An 18089-nucleotide genomic window follows, 5' to 3' on the forward strand; every position below is an offset into this window, starting at 1 on the left:
CACTTGTCCTGACGCCAGGTATCCACGGCGTGGATGTGTCGGTGGCGCGGCAGGAAGAACCGCCGGGAACCCATTGAGACGCAACGGAAACCAGCCCTGGCCGAAAGTACTAGCTGCCGTGGACACGACGTCGAGGAGCCTGCTCGGATGGGTGCTGCCCGGATCCCTGTCGCGAAAGGACTGCCGTGCGCAGATCGACCGCCGCCGTGGTGCCCGCCGTCGTCACAGCGCTCGTCCTCGCTGTCACAACCGTGCCGGTGAGCGCCTCGACCGACCCGTTCTCCCGTTATGCCGAGCAGAAGCTGAGCTGGGGCGCGTGCGCTTTCGCTCCGCAACCGGATGCGCTGCCCGCCGAGTGCGCGCTGGTGACCGTGCCCAGGGACTGGGCCGCGCCCGAGTCGGGGCGGGACCTGGTCGTCTCGATCAGCCGGGTCGCCGCGTCCGGGGAGCACCTCGGTTCGCTGCTGCTCAACCCCGGTGGTCCCGGTGGTCAGGGCACGTCCCTGGCCGGTGAGCTGGCCGCTGTCCAGCCTCAGCTCCACGAGCGCTACGCGCTGATCGGAATGGACCCTCGCGGCACCGGTCAGGAGGGCGGCACGGCGCCCGAGACGTGCGAGGTGCCCATCGACCGTCTTTCGCCGCGCACCGACCTCGACGCGCGTGACCGGTCGGCCGGGAGCATCGCCGAGCACCTGAAGCTGCCGCGCGCGGTCGCGGAGGCGTGTCAGAGCGAGGCGCTCGCCCCGTTCATCACGACCTGGCAGACCGCGCACGACATGGAACTGATCCGGATCCTGCTCGGTGAGTCCCAATTGGACTACCTGGGTTATTCCTACGGCACTTGGCTGGGGGCGAAGTACGCGTCGCTCTTCCCCCGCAGTGCGGGCAAGATGGTGCTGGACTCCAGCGTCGACTTCCAGGGGCGTCTCCAGGCCGCGTTCGAGGCGTGGCCGCAGATCAACCAGCGGTTGTTCGAGGAGTCGTTCCTGCCGTGGATGACGCGGCAGTTCCCGGAGGAGGTCGGCGCCACGACGGAGGAGGCCGCCGCCAACTGGGAGCGTGCCCGCCGGTTCTTCGCGTCCTCGGGCACCAGCCCCGACCAGTTCGACACGATCTTCGTGGGCATGGGCTCGCCGCTGCGCTGGGTGCTGGGCGCGTTGGTGTTCGTGCTGGGAGTGCGGGGTGCGAACGGCGCGACCACGGCGGCGACCGGGTCGGCTCTCGCGCCGGAGCTCGACGCCAGGTCCCGCGAGGCGTTCGGCGTCCCGCTCGCGTCGCTGACCCCGGCGACGGTGGCCCGGGCGCTCGCCGACGATCCGCAGGACTACCGGCTCGTGCCGACGACCCGGTACGCCGTGGCCTGCGGTGACCAGCCGACGCGTTCGGCGGCCTGGTACAAGCGGCTGTCCGACCAGCAGGGCCCGCGGTACCCGCTCTACGGCTGGCAGTACGGCCTGAGTGAACCGTGCGCTTTCTGGTCCGACGCCCCGCGTCAGGAGCTGCCGTCGCTGCCGGCGGAGGTGGCCGGCCGGGTGCTGGTCGTGCAGGGCGAGCTCGACCCGCAGACCGGGTACGAGCAGGCCAGGTCCGCGGTGCGCGCGGCACCGGGCGTCAGCCTCGTGTCGGTGGCGGACAGCCCCTTCCACGGCCAGTACGCCTTCGAGGGCAACCCCTGCGTCGACGGCATGGTGAACGTGTTCCTGCTGCGGAACTCGCGGCCCGGCAACGTCACCTGTCCCGGAGTCCCGCTGCCGAACGAGACCGAGGTCCACCCGGTCCCCGGTCCGGTGCGGGACTCACCGGTCGCCGTGGCGACGGCCGCCCAGTCGCCGCTGCCGGTACTGCGCGAGTCGGTGCGAGCGAAGATCAGCGACATCAACGCACCGCTGCGCTGATCGGGATTCGGTGCGGCCGGCGAGCACCTGCTCGCCGGCCGCACCGGCAGCGTCACTGGTAGGAGACCATCGACGGCTTCGGCCGGTAGGTCATGGTCTGCTCCGGGGTGAGCATCGGCTTGTCCTCGTCGTAGAAGTTCTTCCACCCCATCGGCAGGTCGCTCGGCCGAGCCCCCACGACGGAGTCCCACGTGGACACCTTCTGGCCGGTCGTGCCCTGCCCATCCATGTGGATCAGCAGCTGCACCTCGTCACGGGTGGTGTCGAGCGCCTGCTCGTTCCGGATCATCGTCAGCTGGAACTGGTGCACCACGAGCAGCTTCTGCGGCAGGGACTTCGCGGCGGTCAGGTCGGCGAGCCACGCCGAGACCTCGTTGATCTCCGACGCGTCGGCGCCGCCGATCTGCTGCAGCGGCACCTGGTCCGGTCCGAGCTTCCACTCCGGGTCGACGGCCAGGCCGACGTGGGGCATCTCGAGCAGCGGCGCGTACCGCTTGGCCTGGTCCACCAGACGAGCCCTGCCCGGCTGCAGGTCCAGGATCACGTAGAAGCCCTCTTTCCCGGCCCTCTCCGCCCACGGGCGCACCGACTCGACCTCGGACTCGGCCGAGTAGTCGCCGTCCGGGCCGGGGGAGCCCTGGGCGACGGTGACGATGATCTCCAGGCTCGGCACCACGGGGACGTCGCTGAGCGGCTCGTAGTCGGCGGCCAGCTTCTTGGCGCGTGCGACGGTGCCCTCGAGGTCCTGTTCGCCGAGCGCGCCGAGCGCTGGCCCGTCCGGATGGCCGTAGAGGCACACCAGCAACCTGCCGGGGAAGAGCACCTGTCCACCGCCGGGCAGCTCGCCGCGGGGTGCCGTGTCGATCCGCCTGCGCAGCCGGTCGGGCGGACCGAAGTCCTTGCCCAGGGCCAGCAGCGCCGCGGACGGTTCCGCGCGCAGCGCGTCGATCGCCGACTTGTCGCTCCTCGGATCGGTGCCGCCCACCGTGACGACCCGCGCCCCCGCCGCCCGTGCCGTGGCGATCGCCGCGACGTCGTCACGGCTGGTGTCCGCCAGCACCGTCACGTCCACGGGCTGGGCGCGCTCGACGGCCGGCAGCCCGTCGGGCAGATCCGCCGTGGCACCGTCCTTGGGCGCGTCGACCCCGACCACCTTGGCCGTGCCCGCCCACGACTCGACCTCACGACGCGCGTCGGCACCGACGGTGAGCACCACCTGCGGCGACAACCTCTTCACCTCGTCGCGCACGGCCTGCTGCGGCGGTGCCGCCGACGCGTTCGGAGCGGGGATCTGGAGCGCCGGTACGCCCAACCGCTCCGCGAGGGCGCCCGCACCGGCCGAGGCCGCACGGTCCGCCTCCGCGGCCACCACCACGACGGGAGCGCTGCGGAAGAGGGCGGAGCTGACGGCGATCGCCGACTCCGCACCGGGCTGGGCGGCCAGGACGACTGTCTTCTCGGATGGAGCGGCTGTTTCGGCCGACACCGCGTCGGTCTCCCCCTGGAGCGTGAGCCCGAGCGGCTCACCGGTGCAGCTCGTCACCATCAGGGCCGCCACCAGCACGGCGAGATGCCAGCGTTTCCTCACATCCACCGTCCTGTGTGGTCAGAGCCGTCCTCAACCGCGTCCGGCCCACTCGCTCCTGCACGGGAAACGGGGAGTTCCGTCTCACCGCACGAGGAGTAGCCGGGGGAGAGTCGGATCTTCCTCGGCGACGCGATGATCACCCGATCGGAGGACACCGCGGCCGGGCTGCCCGAGGAACTCCGTGACGGAGAAGACCTCGTCGCCCACCGCACAGCACAAGGCTCGTGCGATGGGCGACCTGTGGGACCGGCTCTAGTCGGTCAGGTCGATCCGGGCGTGCGGACCGCAGAAACCGGTGACGCGGTCGAGGACCGTGCGCAGCACCTCGGCCGCGTCGTCGTCCTCGGCGCGGTCGACACCCGCGGTCAGCCCGGCGATCAGGGCGGCGCGGCCCGTGCCGGCGGTGTTGGCGGACTTGAGCTCCGCCACCAGCTTCTCGACGTCGCCGCCGGACGCCGTGGCGTCCACCAACGCGGCCCGTTCCTCGACGTTCACCGGTGCTCCTCCCACGTTCACGCACGCTTGAGCGGGCGCTGGTGCGATCGTCCACAGGTTCGCGGTGGAGCGCACGTAGCCGCGGTGGTCCTGCAACGGCATCTGTCCGGCGGGCGAGAGGGAACCGTGTGCCAGGTCGACCGGGTCCGCGACGTACTGCAGCTCGTTCGGTACGAGCGTGGTCGTGTCGAGCTGCCACACCCTCAGCGCCGGTTTGGTGTTGGTCCCGTTCCTGCGGGCCGCCGGTGTGCCGGCAGGGTGCACCCGCTTCCCGGGGACACGGAGGTCCCCTGTGGTGCCCCCGCGTTGGTCGGCGAGACCCAGGGGACGTTGTTGGACAGGAACGTCACGACATCCGCGTCGCGGACGCCGAGCTGGTCACCGATCACCGGCATCTGCGTGTTCTGGTCGAGCAGGATTCCGCGGTAGATGAGCGGCATCGTCGCCCGCCTACCTGGCGTGGTCGTAGGCGACGAAGCAGTAGCTCGCCACGCCCGCGGGGTTGTTGTCCACGTCGTGCGCCGCGGCGGTGACCATGTAGCAGTCGACGATCAGCCCGTCGGGGAAGTTGTAGCGCTTGGAGAACGGCGTCCACTGGGACGCGAAGTTGGTCTCGCAGTACTGCCACGTGTCGGCGGTGATGATGCTGCCGTCGTCGCCGGCCGCTGCTGCGGTTGCCGATCTCTTGTCGGCGTAGGCGGCGCCGGCGAGCAACGCTTCCGCTGCTTTCGCCAGCGCCTCCAACGCGATCGGCGCGAGGATCTTGACGACCGTGGTCACACCCTGGCCCCTGACTGACCTCCTGGCTCGACCCTCCTGGCTCGACCCTCCTGGCTCGACGTGGTGAACGTGCAGATCCAGGAGTACGGCACCGTTGAGATCCAACAATGGACGTCGTGGTGAGCACCCGCGGTGACCACCGAGTGGGTGAGGCCGTCACGCTCCGCGTTGCCGCACACAGGATCTACGACATCGCCGCGGCCGGGTAGCTGGTGTGGGTGAAGCCGGGGATCTCGACGAGCTCCGGCCGGTTGCCGTTGGCGCTCAGCTGGTCGAGCACGAACTGCATGCCGGCGGTCGCGATCTGTGCGGCGGGGTCCTCCATGACGTAGCGGAGGCGGGTCACGATGGCCCGTTTGTCGTCGACCGACCGGACGATCGGCATGGCGTTGACCACCTCGGTGTCGTCGTCGACCACGGGCGCCTGCTCGATCCGCTTCTCGAACGCCGGGTAGTCCGGCCACATCAGACGGCTCATCTCGACCGACGACAGGCAGCCGTACCAGAACTCGCGGTAGCGCGCCTCGGCCCGAGCGCAGAACTCGCTGTCGGCGAACTTCTCGGGCTCGATGGCCGGGGCGGTCGGGGCGATGATCAGCCGGGCCGGGTCGAGCTCGTGGCCCGACGCTTCGTAGAGCAGCGGGCACACGTTGTTGCTCTGCCAGGTCAGGCCGGCGCTCGGCCGTCCGGCGCCACCGGCGACGATCACCATCAGCTTCTTCCAGTCGATGGACTGCTCGTGGAGCCACTCCAGGCTCCGGTGCACCGAGTCCAGCGCCGAGAGGGCGAAGGTCGCCGCCATCACGTCGTTGAACGGCACGGGGACCGCGTCCGGCCCGCCGCCTTCGAGCAGGTTCGCGCGCAGGTGCTCGAAGTCCAGGAGCCTCGGGTTCTCGATCGCGCGTTCCAGGAAGTCCGCGGTGGTCGCGCAGGTGTAGTCGACGAGATCGGTGATCTTCTCCTCGTGCCCCCGCCACGCGGTGACCGCGACCTCGTCACGCCAGTACGAGACGCTGTTGAGGTCCTGGACGACGCGGCATTGCGCGATGAGCTCCCTGCCGGCGGCCTTGCAGCTCATGTCGCCGAGCTCGCGCAGCCGGGCCAGGTAGGGGATCGCGAGGCCGAGGTGCGAGATCGCGGTGATCTCGAAGAACCCCCTGGTGCCCTTCCTGAAGTCGACTGACGAGGGCGGGCGTCCGCCGCCGGGGAACAGCACCAGGTCGGTGCCCGTCGCCAGCAGGAGCGGGGAGTCGGAGTGGGCCTCGCCCAGTCGCCGTTGCAGGTTCCGGCCGATGCTGTCCGGGGCCGAGGTGAACAGCTCGAACAGCCGCATGAAGTGCGGGTTGGGCTCGTATCGCATTGATCTTCTCCTTGTCGGTTCAGGCGTTGTCGAGTGCGAGTTCGTAGACGATCGAGTCCTGGCGGAACCGCACGTCCGGGGTGAGGCTGTTGGCGACGACCAGGAAGGTCGTGCCGTCGGCCTCGAAGAAGCTCGCGTCGGTGCCGCCGGAGGTGGGGAACTCCTCGACCACCTCGAACCTGCCGCCGTCCCACCTGTACAGCTGCGACATCAGATCGGTCCTGGCCACGGGGGGCTTCCCCTGGATGAAGCAGATGCGGACGAGGAACAGCTTGTCGCCGTGCCGGTGGAGTGCGAACTCGCGGCCTCCGAGACCACCGAGTGACTGGTGCGGCTCGAAAAGCTCACCGTTCCAGCGGTAGAGCGTCGAGTCGCCGTTGATGCACGCGAAGGCCAGCCACTCCTCGCCGTCCTGCGAGAAGTGCAGGAAACTCCGGCCGAACTTCTCCGCGAAGGTCTGGTAGGGGACGAAGGAATCGCCGTCCCAGCGGTAGACGACGCTGGGGGTGACCTGGTCCGCATAGGCCAGGAAATGATGTCCGCCGACGCGGAAGTGGTCCCAGTTGTACCCCCAGCGCCCTCCGAGGACCTGGAACTCCTTCCACCGCCCGTCGATGCGCTCGAAGACGACCGAACGCCCGTGACCCCGGGGTGAGAGGCCCGGCATGGTCAGGCCCTGCGCCAGCGCCAGGAACTCGCGGTCGTCGATCGAGAAGTGGTGCCACTGCTTCGCCCCGAAGGTGGGCAGCTTCTCGTCGAGGACCCATTTCCCGTCGTCCTCGCGGTAGATGAGCGACTCGACGTCGGTCTCGTAAGGACCCTTCCCGGTGCGGAGGTTGGCGAAGGCCAGGTACGTCCTGCCGCCGCTGCGAAAGCTCAGCGCGTCCTCCCCGCTCGGACACCGCAGACGGTCCACCTCGACGAACCGCGCTCCTTCCCAGCGGTAGAGCAGGGCGTCCACGTCGGCGTCGCCGCCGTTCATGTCCGCGGGCTGTCCCGGCACGTCCTCGGCCAGCTGGGGCACGACGAGGTGCAGCCCGTCGCCGGTGCGGAAGACGTGGGCGCTGCGAGCGCCTGACGTGGGAAGACGTTGGTGGACCGACAGGATCTTCGTCTGGGGGTTGCCCGGTCGGAGGTCCGTCACGGTGGGCTCCTTAGCTAAGTTAATCTGGCACCGCCAGAGTTGCTTAACTTTGATAAGTTGTCAACCATGCCGAAGGGGATCACCCGTGAGAAGGTCGTGGCCGCCGCGCTGGAGCTGCTCGACGAGAAGGGCATCGAGGGCGTCACCGTCCGCGCGCTCGCCGAGCGGCTCGACGTCCGCGCTCCTGCTCTGTACTGGCACGTGCGCAACAAGCAGGAACTGCTCGACGAGATGAGCACGACGGTCCTGCGCCGGATCATGGAGGCGCTGCCGCAGGCCGGTGCGAACTGGCGCGACGACCTCGCCGCCTACGCCCGCGTGCTCCGCGCCGAGTACCTGCGCCACCGGGACGGCGCCCGCATCTTCAGCGGCGCGCGGGTCTCCGACCCCGAGGTGATCCTCATGAAGGAGCCCCTGTACCGCAGCTGGACGGAGGCGGGGCTGACCCTCGCGGAGGCGGACGACGCCCTGGACGTGGTGCTCGCGTTCGTCGTCGGGTTCGTCATCGAGGAGCAGGAACGGCTCCAGTCGGACGAGACCGATCCCGCGCGGTACTCACTGGCCGAACGCGATGCCTGGCTGGGTGAGCGCGCACCGCTGGTCAAGGTCGCCGGACACCTCCGCGACGACGGTGACCAGCGGTTCGAACGCCACCTCGCCCTCGTTTTAGACGGTCTCGCCGCCCGGTACGGGCGCAGGTCCGCCGATCCGGCCTGACGGTTCGAACCACCCCGGCACGAACCACATCTGAACTCACCGAATGACTTCACGTGATTCCGGTGAGCACTGAACGACCCGAAAAACGGGCAGTGCGTCATCGGCCGATGACGCACGCCCTGGAGCGTTTGTGAGCATCGGTCTGAGCATTCTCGACCCACCCGAGCGAACGGCAGGTCGCGCTGCGGCCGGTCATCGCCCGCGGCGTCCAGCTCCCGGTGATCGGCGACGCCATCGACTTCCTGCGGCGCAACAGCAGGGCGACGAAGGAGAGGGAGGTCGACATCGCCCACGTCGCCTGACCGCGGTCAGCAGCCCGTGAAGTGGCGGTCCGCCGACCAGCCGGCGTTGGCCCAGTCCCGCGGGTCCGCGGGCGTGAACCCGGGGTGCTGCCCGGCCAGTTCGGCGAGCAGCCACCGGGTGAAGCGGGCGGCGCCCTGCGGGCAGGTGTGGATGCCGTCGGTGCCGCGGTCGGCCTTGCCATCCCTGGTCTGCTGGTAGGTGGTGCCCCACACCTCGGTGGCGTCGAGCACGTCCGCCTGGCCGGAGGACGCGTCCGCGACCGCGCGGGCAGCGTCGGGAGCGCCGGCCAGCTCGGCCATGTGCGGCTGGTAGAACTCGTCGGGCCTGATCGGCGGCGCGGTGACGAACACCAGCTTCGCGCCGGCCGCGGACACCGTCTTCACCAGTTTCTCGTAGCCGGCCCGTTGTTCCTGCGCGCTGCCCCAGTCGTACGTGGTGATCTGGTAGAGGACCAGGCCGGCCTCGGCCTCGGTGATCTGGCCGGGCAGCTCCTGCCAGTGCTCGTCGGCGAACGGCCCGACGACGTTGCCGCCGCCCTCCGCGGCGATCGACTGGAACTCGACGCCGCTCGCCTTGAAGGCGGCGGCCATCGGCAGTGCCTCGCCCACGGCGATGGAGTCGCCGATGAACAGCACCTTGGCCAGACCGGGCGCGCCGGTCGCCGTCGGCTGACCGGAGCACGCCGTGGAGAGCAGGAGCAGTCCGGCCAGCCCGAGTGCGAAACGTGGTGATGTGGTCATGGGTCCGACGGTTCCGGTGCGGTGTCCCGGGCACTGCGCCGCTTTGTCGCGGTTGTGTCGCAGGACCAGCGGCCACCGGCGAATCCCCGCGGGGGTGTCCATACTCGACTCCGTGGCGGCGATTCTGCTCATCGAGGACGACCCACTGGTCCGGCGCGGTCTCGAGCTGGCGCTGAGCAGGCACGGTCACGACATGCGCACCGCCGGCACCGGGGAGGACGGGCTGCTGGAGCTGGGGTCGTCCACTCCGGACCTCGTGGTGCTCGACCTGATGCTGCCGGGGATCGACGGGTTCGAGGTGTGCCGCCGGATCCGCGCCGGCGGCGAGGTCCCGGTCATCATGCTGACCGCGCGCGGCGACGACTTCGACGTCGTGGGCGGGCTGGCGGCGGGTGCCGACGACTACGTGGTCAAACCGGTGCAGCCCACCGTGCTCGACGCTCGGATCCGCGCGGTGCTGCGCCGGACCGCAGGCGTTGGCGACGGCGTGCGGGTCCACCGCGGCCTCCGCGTCGACACCACGGCGGTGACGGTGGCCCTGGACGGCGAACCGGTGGCGTTGACGCCGACCGAGATGCGGTTGCTGCTGACGTTGTCCCGGGCTCCTGGCCGCGTGTTCACCCGGCAGCAGTTGCTGCGGGAGGTCTGGGAGCACGACTACCTCGGTGACTCCAGGCTCGTCGACAACTGCGTGCAGCGGCTGCGCGCGAAGATCGAGGCCGACCCGGCCGCCCCGGAGTTCGTGCAGACGGTGCGCGGCTTCGGGTACCGGTTCGGGCCGGTATGAGCGGACTGCTGCGACCGCGCGGGTTGCGGGCCCGGTTGCTCGTCGCGTTCGTGCTCGTGACGGTGCTCGGTGCGGCGGTGGCCGCGTGGTCGAGCGCGGGGTCCGCCAGCGCCGCGCTCGTCACGTCCGCCGAGCACAGGTTCACCGAGACCGTCACGGGCCAGATCGCCGCGGTCGCCCCCGGCCTGACCTACCCGCCGGACCAGGCCGCGCTCGAACAGCTGCGGGCCGCGGCCGGGGCGAACACCGTGGTGACGTACGGAGATCTGCGATCCGCGGACGGCGTGGGCGCGGGGTTGGTCACCGACTCCCTGCGCGCCGCGGTGCGCACCGGGAACCGGATGGTGACGCAGCGGATCACCACTGAGAGCGGACCGTGGCTGCTGATGGGCACACCGGTCGTGATCACCGCGCCGGACGGTGCCCGGACGCCGTCCGGGATCGAGGTGTACGCGGCGCGGGACCTCGGCGGTGTCGAGCAGGAGATCGCCGGCATGGCCAGGTCCGCGGTCGTCACCGCCGCGCTGGCGCTGCCGCTCGCCGTGCTGCTGGCCCTGCTCGCCGCCGGGAGCGTGCTGCGGCCCGTGCGCGATCTCCGCGACACCGCTCGCCGCCTCGCCGTCGGTGACCTCGACGCGCGGTCGACCCCGCGGGGCGCGGACGAGCTGGCGGACCTGACCGCCACCGTCAACGAGATGGCCCAGTCGCTGCAGACGTCGATGGCGGCTCTGCGGCGCATGCAGGCGGACGCGCGGAGGTTCGCCGCCGACGTCTCCCACGAGCTGCGGACGCCGTTGAGCACGCTGACGGCGGTGGTCGAGGTGTTGTCGATGTCGGCGGACGGGATGGAGCCGGACGCGAGGGAGTCCGCGCGGCTGGCCATCGCCGAGACCAGGCGGCTCGTCACCCTGGTCGAGGACCTGATGGAGGTGTCGCGGTTCGACGCGGGCACCGCCCGGTTGCGCGTCGAGGAGTTCGACGTGACCGGCGCCGTGCGGGACTGCCTGCGCGCCAGGAACTGGTCGGGCCTCGTGCGGCTGACGGCTCCCGGAGAGCTCTTCGCGCGGCTGGACCGGCGCAGGGTCGACGTCATCGTGGCCAACCTCGTCGGCAACGCGCTGCGGCACGGCGAGCCACCGGTCCGCGTGGTCGTCTCGGCCTCCGGCGGCGAGGTGCTGGTCGAGGTCACCGACAACGGGCCGGGTCTGCCGGAACACGTGCTGCCGCACGTCTTCGACCGCTTCTACAAGGCCGACGCGGCCCGCACGCGGACGCCGGGCAGCGGACTCGGGCTCGCGATCGCGCTGGAGAACGCGCGCCTGCACGGGGGCGACGTCGAAGCGGGCAACGGTCCTCGTGGCGCACGGTTCGTCCTGCGACTGCCCCGGGAGGTGGAGGACAGGTGAGTCGGACCTGGCCGGTGGTGCTCCTGCTGCTCGCGGGCTGCGGAGTCGAGCCCTCGGCGGTGACGGACAGGAGCGAGGCGCCGACCGGCGTGGCTGCGGGGCCGACGCTGTACTTCGTCGACGGAGAGGGCGTCCTGCGACCCCAGCTGCGCAGGACCGGCCGGCTCGGCACGATCTTCGACGCGCTGGGCTTGCTGCTCACCGGGGCGGGCGGCTCAGCGCTGCACACGGAGATCGCACCCAGCGCCGTGACGCGGGTCGTGGTGACGACGACCCCGGAGGTCATCCAGCTCGCGGTTCCGCTCACGGACCGGGACGTCACGCCGTTGGGCATCGACCAGATCGTGTGCACGGCGCTGGGCGTCCACGTGCAGAGCGGTGGTGCGAGGACCATGAAGGCGCAGGTCCGCTTCGTCCAGCCGTCCCCGGAGTCGGACGTGGTGCGGACCTGCCCGCTGATCAGCCCAGGGTCGTGAGGTCGATCGTGGCGGGCGCGGGTGCGGGGAGCAGCGACCACACCAGCGCGAGACAGATCATGACCGCGCCGAAGGCGAGAACCCCGCTGCGTCCGCGGGCCCACGTGGCGCGGAACCGGACCGGGTCCTCCACGAGGTACTTCGACAGCGCGGCGATGCCGACCGACACCGCGCACGCCAGCGCGGTGCGGCCCCAGCCCGCGTCCGGGGAGAACAGGACGAAAACGGGCCAGTGCCACAGGTACAGGCTGTAGGAGATCTGGCCGAACCACCGCAACGGTTGCCACGAAAGGATTCTGGCCGCACGGGTGTGCGGAGCCAGCGCGCACAGCCCGATCAGCAGCGCGGAGCACAGCGAGTGCGCGAAGAGGCCGCCGGTGAACAGCCACGTCGAGCTCACGCCGTCCACGAGCAGCCAGGTCGTGCCGATTCCGGCCAGCAGCAAGGACATCAGGACGCCGGCCCACCGGTCCACAGCGCGTGCCAGCACGTCCCGCACCGGCCGGGTGGCGACCACGGCGCCCAGCAACAGCGAGAACGCCCTGGTGTCGGTGCCGGTGTAGACCCTGGTGGGATCGGCGGGGTCGAGCAACGCGATCATCAGCACGAGCGACCCGGCGCAGACCAACGCCGCCGTCAGCGCGACCTGCCGGTGCCCCCACCTCGCGAGGACCAGCACGAGCACCGGCCACACCGCGTAGAACTGCTCCTCGACCGCGATGCTCCACAGGTGCTCGAAGACCCGGTCCGAGGCGAACCGGTCCCAGTAGCTCGCCGACTCCGCGAGCAGGTGCCAGTTGACCAGGTCGAGCTGAACCCACGGACCGTCGGCGAGCGTCGTGCGCACCACGTCGTCCGGTGCCACCGCCCACACGACGACCGTGACGACCACCAGCATCATCGTGAGAGCGGGCACCAACCTGCGGATCCGCCTGCCCCAGAACGCGGTCAACGACACGGTGCCGGTCCTGTCGGCCTCCCGCAGCAGCAGGTCGGTGATGAGGTACCCGGACAGGGCGAAGAACAGGTCCACCCCCAGGAACCCGCCCGGCACCAGCCGGCCCGTGTGGAAGAGCAGCACCCCGAGGACCGCGGCACCCCGCAGACCGTCCAAACTGGACAGATATCGCTTCGGGGCGGTGGCGGTCGAGTGGACTTCGGTCATGCCGACGACTGTGGCGAGCCCGTGTGCGGAACCTGTCCGGGCGATGTCGCGTTTACGTCGCAAGCGTGCGACGCCCTTTTCTGATGTCACTTGCTGGCCCGGCGTATTCCTCCCGGGAATGTTCGGCATGCCGAATCGGTATTTGGCTGGTGGACGAAATGGTCATTAGCGTCGAGGTGTCCGATCGCCGGTAACACTGGAGGTTCATCCAAGCGCGTGTTCGTCACCGGTGCGTCGGGGTGGGTCGGCTCCGCCGTCGTCCGCGGGTCGGTCGAGGACCTCGACGTGCTGCGCGAGGCGGCCGTGTCGGCGGACGCCGTCGTCCACCTCGCCTTCCGGCACGACATCGCCTTCGCCGGGCGCTTCGCCGACGCCGTCGCGTCGGACGCCGCCGCGATCGAGGCCATGGGCTCGGGACTGCGGCCAGGCGGCGCGATCGCCGTGGCAGCGGGCGTGCTCGGGCACGGGCGGGCCGGGGCGACCATCACCGAACGCGACGGGGCCACCCCCGGCGGAGTGGGCGAGGCCCGGCGGCCTCCGAGCGACGCCGCTCTCGCCCTCGCCGGGCGCGGGTTGCGGTCGTCGGTCGTGCGGCTGTCGCCGACCGTCCACGGAGAGGGCGACGGCGGGTTCATCGCGAGCCTCGTCGACATCGCCCGCGAGCACGGGTTCTCCGGCTACCCGGGCGACGGGTCGCGCTGCCGGTGGGAACTCACCGGGTGAGGGGGCAGGGGATCAGTGCCCACACGGACTTCCCGACCGCGCGCTTGGCGATGCCCCACCGCTTGGTCAGCCGGTCCACGAGCACCAGTCCGCGGCTCCGCACCGAGTCCGGCGAGAACGGCCGCAGTACCGGCGTGGACGGTGAGGCGTCCTCGACCGCGACCGTCACCACGCACGGCTCGGTCGAGTGCCGCAGCTGGACGCGGGCGGGAAACCGCGCGTGGTCGTAGACGTTGGTCACGAGCTCGGTCACGACCAGCAACACGTCGACGAGCTCGTCCTTGTGGAGGTTCGCGAGCGTCGCCTCGGTCCACCGGCGGACTCTGCCGATGTCGGAGACGTCCGGCTCCAGTTCCCAGACGTGGACTGCATCGGAAGAGGTCTTGCCGCTGGTCACCTGGTCCTCCTTCGCATCCTGTCGATCCTGGGTGCCCGCTGGCCGGGGTGGCGAACCGCCTCCCGGGCCTGGAGTTCGCCGGTGCCGCTCCGCTCCCGGCGCGCCGGCGAATTCAGTTGCGAAGACGGATGAAACCTGCCCGCCACTCGAAGGTGTGAAAATCGGCCATTGTTCACGCCTTCGCGTGACGTGGAAATTGTGGCCGGTGAAGCGATCTGGTTATGGTGCTGCCGAGATCGCTACCGCATCTGGATTCCGGTGTGCTGCGATTCGTCATCGTTCATCGAGGAGATTTTTGTGCTGAAGAAGGCAGGGGCGGCCCTCGCTATCGCGGGCACCTTCATCGGTATCGGCTCCACGGCGCTGGCCGACGCCCCTGAGCTGGACATCACCGGTCAGTCCGGTCTGGTCCACCTCGAGGACTCCGAGGTGCTCAGCGACGTCAACGCCTGCTTCATCGACGTCAACGTCATCGCGGTTCCGGTGCTGTCGGACAACGACAGTGGCCTCTGCGCGAACCCCGACGACAAGTGACGTGAGGCGGCGCTTTCCGTGATCGCGCCGTCGTGACGGAACTGGGCGGAGCTGGGACAGGCCGCCCTGTTTCGGTCTTTCGTTCCACCAAGAAGCTCGATCGAATTTCCTTTTAGGAGGATGACTGTGGAAATCAAGAAGATTGCCGCCGCGGCTGCCGTCGGTGCGGCTTTCCTGATGGTCGGCACGCCCGCGTTCGCGTCGCAGGGTTACGAGATGAGCGACGTGCACAATTACGTCGCCGAGTACGACCACACCCACCAGGTCGGTCTCGTCAACCTGAGCGACTCCGAGATCCTCAGCGACATCAACGTGTGCCACGTCGACGTGAACGTCATCGCGGTGCCGATCCTGTCCAACAACGACAGCGGCCTGTGCGCGAACCCGGACGTCGAGACGCACGTCACGCACATCGACGAAGACTGACGTCGAGTCGCTGACCGGAGCCCTGACGAGCACCGCTCGTCAGGGCTCCGGCGTGTGCGGCACCGGAGAACGGCATCCGCGAAGGCGGCCGGGTCCTCCAGCGGCGGGTTGTGGCCGGCGCCAGGCACGTACCGGCCTTCGAACGGGCCGGTGAAGTGGTCCTGGTCGGCGAACGGGTCGTTGATGCCGAAACCGTCGTCGGTCGGCGCGAGCACGGGCGCCGATTTCCGGAGCTCGCTCGCGGCCTCCGCCCAGGTAAGGGACCAGTCCCGCCAGAGCAGGCCGCGGAGCTCCTCGCGGTCCCGTTCCAGCGCCGCCCTGCCGGACTCGCTCTGGAAGTAGTGCTGGTACCACTTCGCCTTCTCGCGCACCGGTGCGAGCGAGCACCTGCGCGACACGGTCATAGCTGCGGACGTCGTACGGAAAGCCGTACAGCAGGACGACCGGTGTGCCGTCTGGTGCACCTGACTCGACGTAGGCGATGTCGAGAACGGCTGTGACCGCGGACTTCATCGTGGCGCCTGGCGAAGTGCTCATCGAACCGGTGCTCCCGTCGTTCCTGGCGAAGCCCTTACTCCGAATCCGGGACGCCGAACCTTTTCGGACTGTCCACAGAGGAATTCGAGGCCCTGCTCGGCAGCCTCGCCGCCGAATACCCGAAGGCTTTCCTGGCGGAGAACAGGTTCCAGTCCACTGTGGGCAACCCGGGACTCCGAAGCGCCGAACGCCTGACCGGCCACGCTAGGCGGTGAGCCAGGTGCCCAAGGCGTCGATGGTGGCGTCGATGAGCGCGGAGTCGATCGGGGCGTGTTCGATGGTGCTGCGGTAGTAGATCGGCCCGATGGTCATGGCGGCGGCGTCCCGGCTGGTGAGCGTGAGAGCGATCTCTCCCCGCGCCTGGGCGTCGTCGAGAGCGGCTTCCAGTCGCTCGGAGAGGATGCCGGCGAACTGCGCGCGACGGGCGTCCATGGCCTGGTCCCACAGCGCGGTGTTCGCGAGAGTGGTGGACACGGCGCGCACGTCGTCGAGTTCGAGTTGCCGCGCTATCGCGGTGAGTTCTCGGCGCAGCCACTCGCGGGTGGGGACGGTGGGCTTGTCGAGGAACGGCATCGGGACGGTGGCCATGGCCTCGACGAGCATCGGTTCGGCCTGCGGCCAGTGGCGGTAGACCGTCGCGCGCCCCACTTTCGCCCGTTCGGCGACCTGCGCGTGGGTCACCGCGGTCGGGCCGCTCTCGAGCAGCAGCTCGCGGGCGGCGTTCAGGATCGCTTCCCGGCTGCGCAGGAACCGGGGGTCCGTCTCACTGGTCACGAACCGATTCTATGAGACAACTTGACTCGTAGCACGGCGGCCGGGCATGCTGCGCACTATGAGACAAGATGTATCAGAGAAGACCGTGGCCGTTCTCGGGGCCACGGGTGCCACCGGGCGTCACGTGGTGTCGTCCGCACTGCGGCGCGGGCACCGTGTGATCGCGCTGGTCCGTCGGCAGGGTTCGTTCGTGCGGGTGGGGGGCCTCCAGGAAGCGACCTGGCCCGACGTCACGGACGCCTCGACTCTCACCCAGGTCCTGTCCGGCGCGAACGTGGTGATCAGCGCGCTGGGCGGTGCGGACGAGGGACCGACGACGGTCTGCACCGACGGCATCCGCTCCGCCGTCACCGCGATGAAGGCGACCGGGGTGGCCCGGCTGATCGCCGTCAGCGCGCACGGCGTGCTGGAGACGCACGACAAGTCGCTGTACTCCATGGCGGTGTGGGCGAACGTGGCCGAGCGGATGCGCGACAAGGAGACGATGGAGCAGCTCATCACCGGCTCCGGCCTGGACTGGACGATCGTGCGGCCGCCGAAGCTGTCGGACCACGACGCGATCGGCAAGTACCGGACCGGCACCGACCTGCGCATCCGGTTGTGGAGCTCCATCGGACGCGCCGACCTCGCCGCGTTCCTGCTCGACGAGGCCGAGACCCCGCGCTACCTCCACGCCCACCCGCGGATCACCCGATGAGCGCCGCCGACCTGACGCACAAGGTCGCTGTCGTCACCGGCGCGACCGGCGGCATGGGCCAGGTCATCGCCGCCGACCTCGTCCGCGCGGGTGCCCATGTGGTCACCATCGCCCGCGACCCCGCTCGTGCGGACGCTCTCCGTGCGCTGATCGGTCCGCAGGCGGTTGGCCGGCTCGACGTCATCCCCGGAGACCTCTCGCGGCGTGCGGACGTGCTGACCGCCGCGAAGACCATCCGGGACCGCCACGACGAGATCCACGTCCTGATCAACAACGCCGGCGCGCACTTCTCCGAGCACCGCGTCTCGGCCGACGGCGTCGAGATGCACATCGCCCTCGACTACCTCGCCGCCTACGGCCTCACGACCCTGCTGGACACGCCGCTGCGACGCGGCAGGGCCCGCGTGGTGAACGTCGCCAGCGACACGCTGAACGACACCCGGCAGATCAAGCTGGCCGGCCGCGCACGTCCGGCCACTCTGGACCTGACCGGCGTCGAGAACCTCGCGGAACTGAACCCTGCCAAGGGTTTCGTGGCGTTCGGGGCCTACGCGCGCGCCAAGCTCATGACCGTCACCGCCGGCTACGCCCTCGCCCGCGACCTCGCCGGCGACGCGGTGACCGTCAACGCGCTGCACCCGGGAATCGTTGCCACGGACATCATCGACGACCTCGTGCCCGCGCTGCTGCGTCCCGTGGGCGCGCTGATCCGCCGCAGCCTGCTCACTCCCGCCGAAGGAGCGAGGAGCGCACTCCGCCTTGCCACCGATCCCGGCATCGCCGGTGTCACCGGCCGGTACTTCAACCGCGACGAGGAGTCGCCCACGCCGCCGGTGTCCCACGACCACGCCGTCCAGGAGAAGCTCCTCGCGTTGAGCCACGCCCATTTCAGCGGCTGACCGAGCGACGCGCATCACGTTCTGAACCGATCCGAGCCCACGTCCGTGTAGGTGGTGGCAGCCGCTCCGTGTTGTGCCGCAACGACTACGTGGGAGGCGACGGTTCGTATGTACATCGTCGGTGACAACGACGCTGTCCCGCTCAAGGACACCGTCACCTCGGGTCAGGTGCAGCTGGACCCGGCCGCGGGCGAGGAGCTCCGCAAGCAGTTCCAGGCCCAGATCGACCAGGTCGACTCGTGGCTC

The 18089-nt window shown here is 70.0% G+C and carries 19 protein-coding genes; 10 read left to right on the forward strand and 9 right to left on the reverse strand.

Translation table 11 applies throughout. From position 1 onward, the window contains the following. The first annotated feature begins 185 nt into the window (after positions 1 to 185). Complete coding sequence (locus VM306_RS11425; protein ID WP_325513931.1) at positions 186 to 1895, forward strand: alpha/beta hydrolase; 1710 nt, start codon at positions 186 to 188, stop codon at positions 1893 to 1895. Positions 1896 to 1947: 52 nt separating this feature from the next. Here VM306_RS11425 and VM306_RS11430 read toward each other — a convergent pair whose 3' ends face one another. From VM306_RS11430 to VM306_RS11450, 5 genes are all read right to left on the reverse strand, one after another. Next, on the reverse strand, positions 1948 to 3483 hold the full coding sequence (locus VM306_RS11430) for a hypothetical protein (RefSeq protein ID WP_325513933.1): 1536 nt from the start codon (positions 3481 to 3483) through the stop codon (positions 1948 to 1950). 252 nt (positions 3484 to 3735) lie between these two features. Beyond that, positions 3736 to 4242: a hypothetical protein gene (locus VM306_RS11435; RefSeq protein WP_325513934.1), complete on the reverse strand. Its 507-nt coding sequence runs from the start codon at positions 4240 to 4242 to the stop codon at positions 3736 to 3738. Between the two features lie 186 nt (positions 4243 to 4428). After that, the gene (locus tag VM306_RS11440) at positions 4429 to 4758 is read right to left on the reverse strand and encodes a hypothetical protein (RefSeq protein WP_325513936.1); all 330 of its coding nucleotides are present in this window, start codon (positions 4756 to 4758) and stop codon (positions 4429 to 4431) included. A gap of 184 nt (positions 4759 to 4942) precedes the next feature. Next, positions 4943 to 6118, reverse strand: coding sequence for a DUF5624 domain-containing protein (locus tag VM306_RS11445; protein WP_325513938.1), 1176 nt, complete (start codon positions 6116 to 6118; stop codon positions 4943 to 4945). 19 nt (positions 6119 to 6137) lie between these two features. Beyond that, entirely contained in the window at positions 6138 to 7262 is a 1125-nt protein-coding gene (locus tag VM306_RS11450; RefSeq protein WP_325513940.1) for a hypothetical protein, read from the reverse strand. A gap of 66 nt (positions 7263 to 7328) precedes the next feature. Between VM306_RS11450 and VM306_RS11455 the strand changes: the two genes are divergently transcribed. Then, a complete protein-coding gene (locus VM306_RS11455) occupies positions 7329 to 7979 on the forward strand; it encodes a TetR/AcrR family transcriptional regulator C-terminal domain-containing protein (protein ID WP_325513942.1) in 651 nt (216 codons plus the stop codon). A 308-nt stretch (positions 7980 to 8287) separates the two neighbouring features. On the opposite strand, the gene VM306_RS11460 is transcribed toward VM306_RS11455, so the two are convergent. After that, entirely contained in the window at positions 8288 to 9022 is a 735-nt protein-coding gene (locus tag VM306_RS11460; RefSeq protein WP_325513944.1) for an SGNH/GDSL hydrolase family protein, read from the reverse strand. A 112-nt stretch (positions 9023 to 9134) separates the two neighbouring features. Here VM306_RS11460 and VM306_RS11465 point away from each other — a divergent pair, with 112 nt between their 5' ends. Genes VM306_RS11465 through VM306_RS11475 form a run of 3 tightly spaced genes read left to right on the forward strand, consistent with a single transcriptional unit; the run spans position 9135 to position 11691 of the window. Further along, positions 9135 to 9809 (forward strand): response regulator transcription factor, encoded by a 675-nt coding sequence (locus tag VM306_RS11465; protein WP_325513946.1) that lies wholly within the window; start codon positions 9135 to 9137, stop codon positions 9807 to 9809. Next, positions 9806 to 11215 (forward strand): HAMP domain-containing sensor histidine kinase, encoded by a 1410-nt coding sequence (locus tag VM306_RS11470; RefSeq protein ID WP_325513949.1) that lies wholly within the window; start codon positions 9806 to 9808, stop codon positions 11213 to 11215. Before VM306_RS11465 ends, VM306_RS11470 begins: the two co-directional genes overlap by 4 nt. Continuing rightward, positions 11212 to 11691: a hypothetical protein gene (locus VM306_RS11475; protein ID WP_325513951.1), complete on the forward strand. Its 480-nt coding sequence runs from the start codon at positions 11212 to 11214 to the stop codon at positions 11689 to 11691. Before VM306_RS11470 ends, VM306_RS11475 begins: the two co-directional genes overlap by 4 nt. Here VM306_RS11475 and VM306_RS11480 read toward each other — a convergent pair. Next, positions 11675 to 12856 (reverse strand): acyltransferase, encoded by a 1182-nt coding sequence (locus VM306_RS11480; protein WP_325513953.1) that lies wholly within the window; start codon positions 12854 to 12856, stop codon positions 11675 to 11677. The two genes, VM306_RS11475 and VM306_RS11480, sit on opposite strands and share 17 nt — an antisense overlap. A gap of 216 nt (positions 12857 to 13072) precedes the next feature. On the opposite strand from VM306_RS11480, the gene VM306_RS11485 reads away from it, so the two are divergent. After that, positions 13073 to 13579: a hypothetical protein gene (locus VM306_RS11485; RefSeq protein ID WP_325513955.1), complete on the forward strand. Its 507-nt coding sequence runs from the start codon at positions 13073 to 13075 to the stop codon at positions 13577 to 13579. Here VM306_RS11485 and VM306_RS11490 read toward each other — a convergent pair. Then, on the reverse strand, positions 13569 to 13976 hold the full coding sequence (locus VM306_RS11490) for an ATP-binding protein (RefSeq protein ID WP_325513957.1): 408 nt from the start codon (positions 13974 to 13976) through the stop codon (positions 13569 to 13571). The two genes, VM306_RS11485 and VM306_RS11490, sit on opposite strands and share 11 nt — an antisense overlap. Positions 13977 to 14144: 168 nt before the next feature. Between VM306_RS11490 and VM306_RS11495 the strand changes: the two genes are divergently transcribed. Together VM306_RS11495 and VM306_RS11500 are read left to right on the forward strand one after the other, a co-directional pair. Beyond that, the gene (locus tag VM306_RS11495) at positions 14145 to 14510 is read left to right on the forward strand and encodes a hypothetical protein (RefSeq protein WP_325513959.1); all 366 of its coding nucleotides are present in this window, start codon (positions 14145 to 14147) and stop codon (positions 14508 to 14510) included. Between the two features lie 126 nt (positions 14511 to 14636). After that, on the forward strand, positions 14637 to 14936 hold the full coding sequence (locus VM306_RS11500; protein WP_325513961.1) for a hypothetical protein: 300 nt from the start codon (positions 14637 to 14639) through the stop codon (positions 14934 to 14936). A gap of 741 nt (positions 14937 to 15677) precedes the next feature. Here the strand turns inward: VM306_RS11500 and VM306_RS11505 are convergent. Beyond that, the gene (locus tag VM306_RS11505) at positions 15678 to 16247 is read right to left on the reverse strand and encodes a TetR/AcrR family transcriptional regulator (protein ID WP_325513963.1); all 570 of its coding nucleotides are present in this window, start codon (positions 16245 to 16247) and stop codon (positions 15678 to 15680) included. A gap of 85 nt (positions 16248 to 16332) precedes the next feature. Here VM306_RS11505 and VM306_RS11510 point away from each other — a divergent pair, with 85 nt between their 5' ends. Both VM306_RS11510 and VM306_RS11515 read left to right on the forward strand, forming a co-directional pair. Then, positions 16333 to 16944, forward strand: coding sequence for an NAD(P)-dependent oxidoreductase (locus VM306_RS11510; protein ID WP_325513965.1), 612 nt, complete (start codon positions 16333 to 16335; stop codon positions 16942 to 16944). Beyond that, positions 16941 to 17843, forward strand: coding sequence for an SDR family NAD(P)-dependent oxidoreductase (locus tag VM306_RS11515; RefSeq protein ID WP_325513967.1), 903 nt, complete (start codon positions 16941 to 16943; stop codon positions 17841 to 17843). Before VM306_RS11510 ends, VM306_RS11515 begins: the two co-directional genes overlap by 4 nt. The last annotated feature ends 246 nt before the right edge of the window (positions 17844 to 18089 follow it).

Source organism: Lentzea sp. (assembly GCF_035525475.1).
Classification (GTDB): Bacteria; Actinomycetota; Actinomycetes; order Mycobacteriales; family Pseudonocardiaceae; genus Lentzea.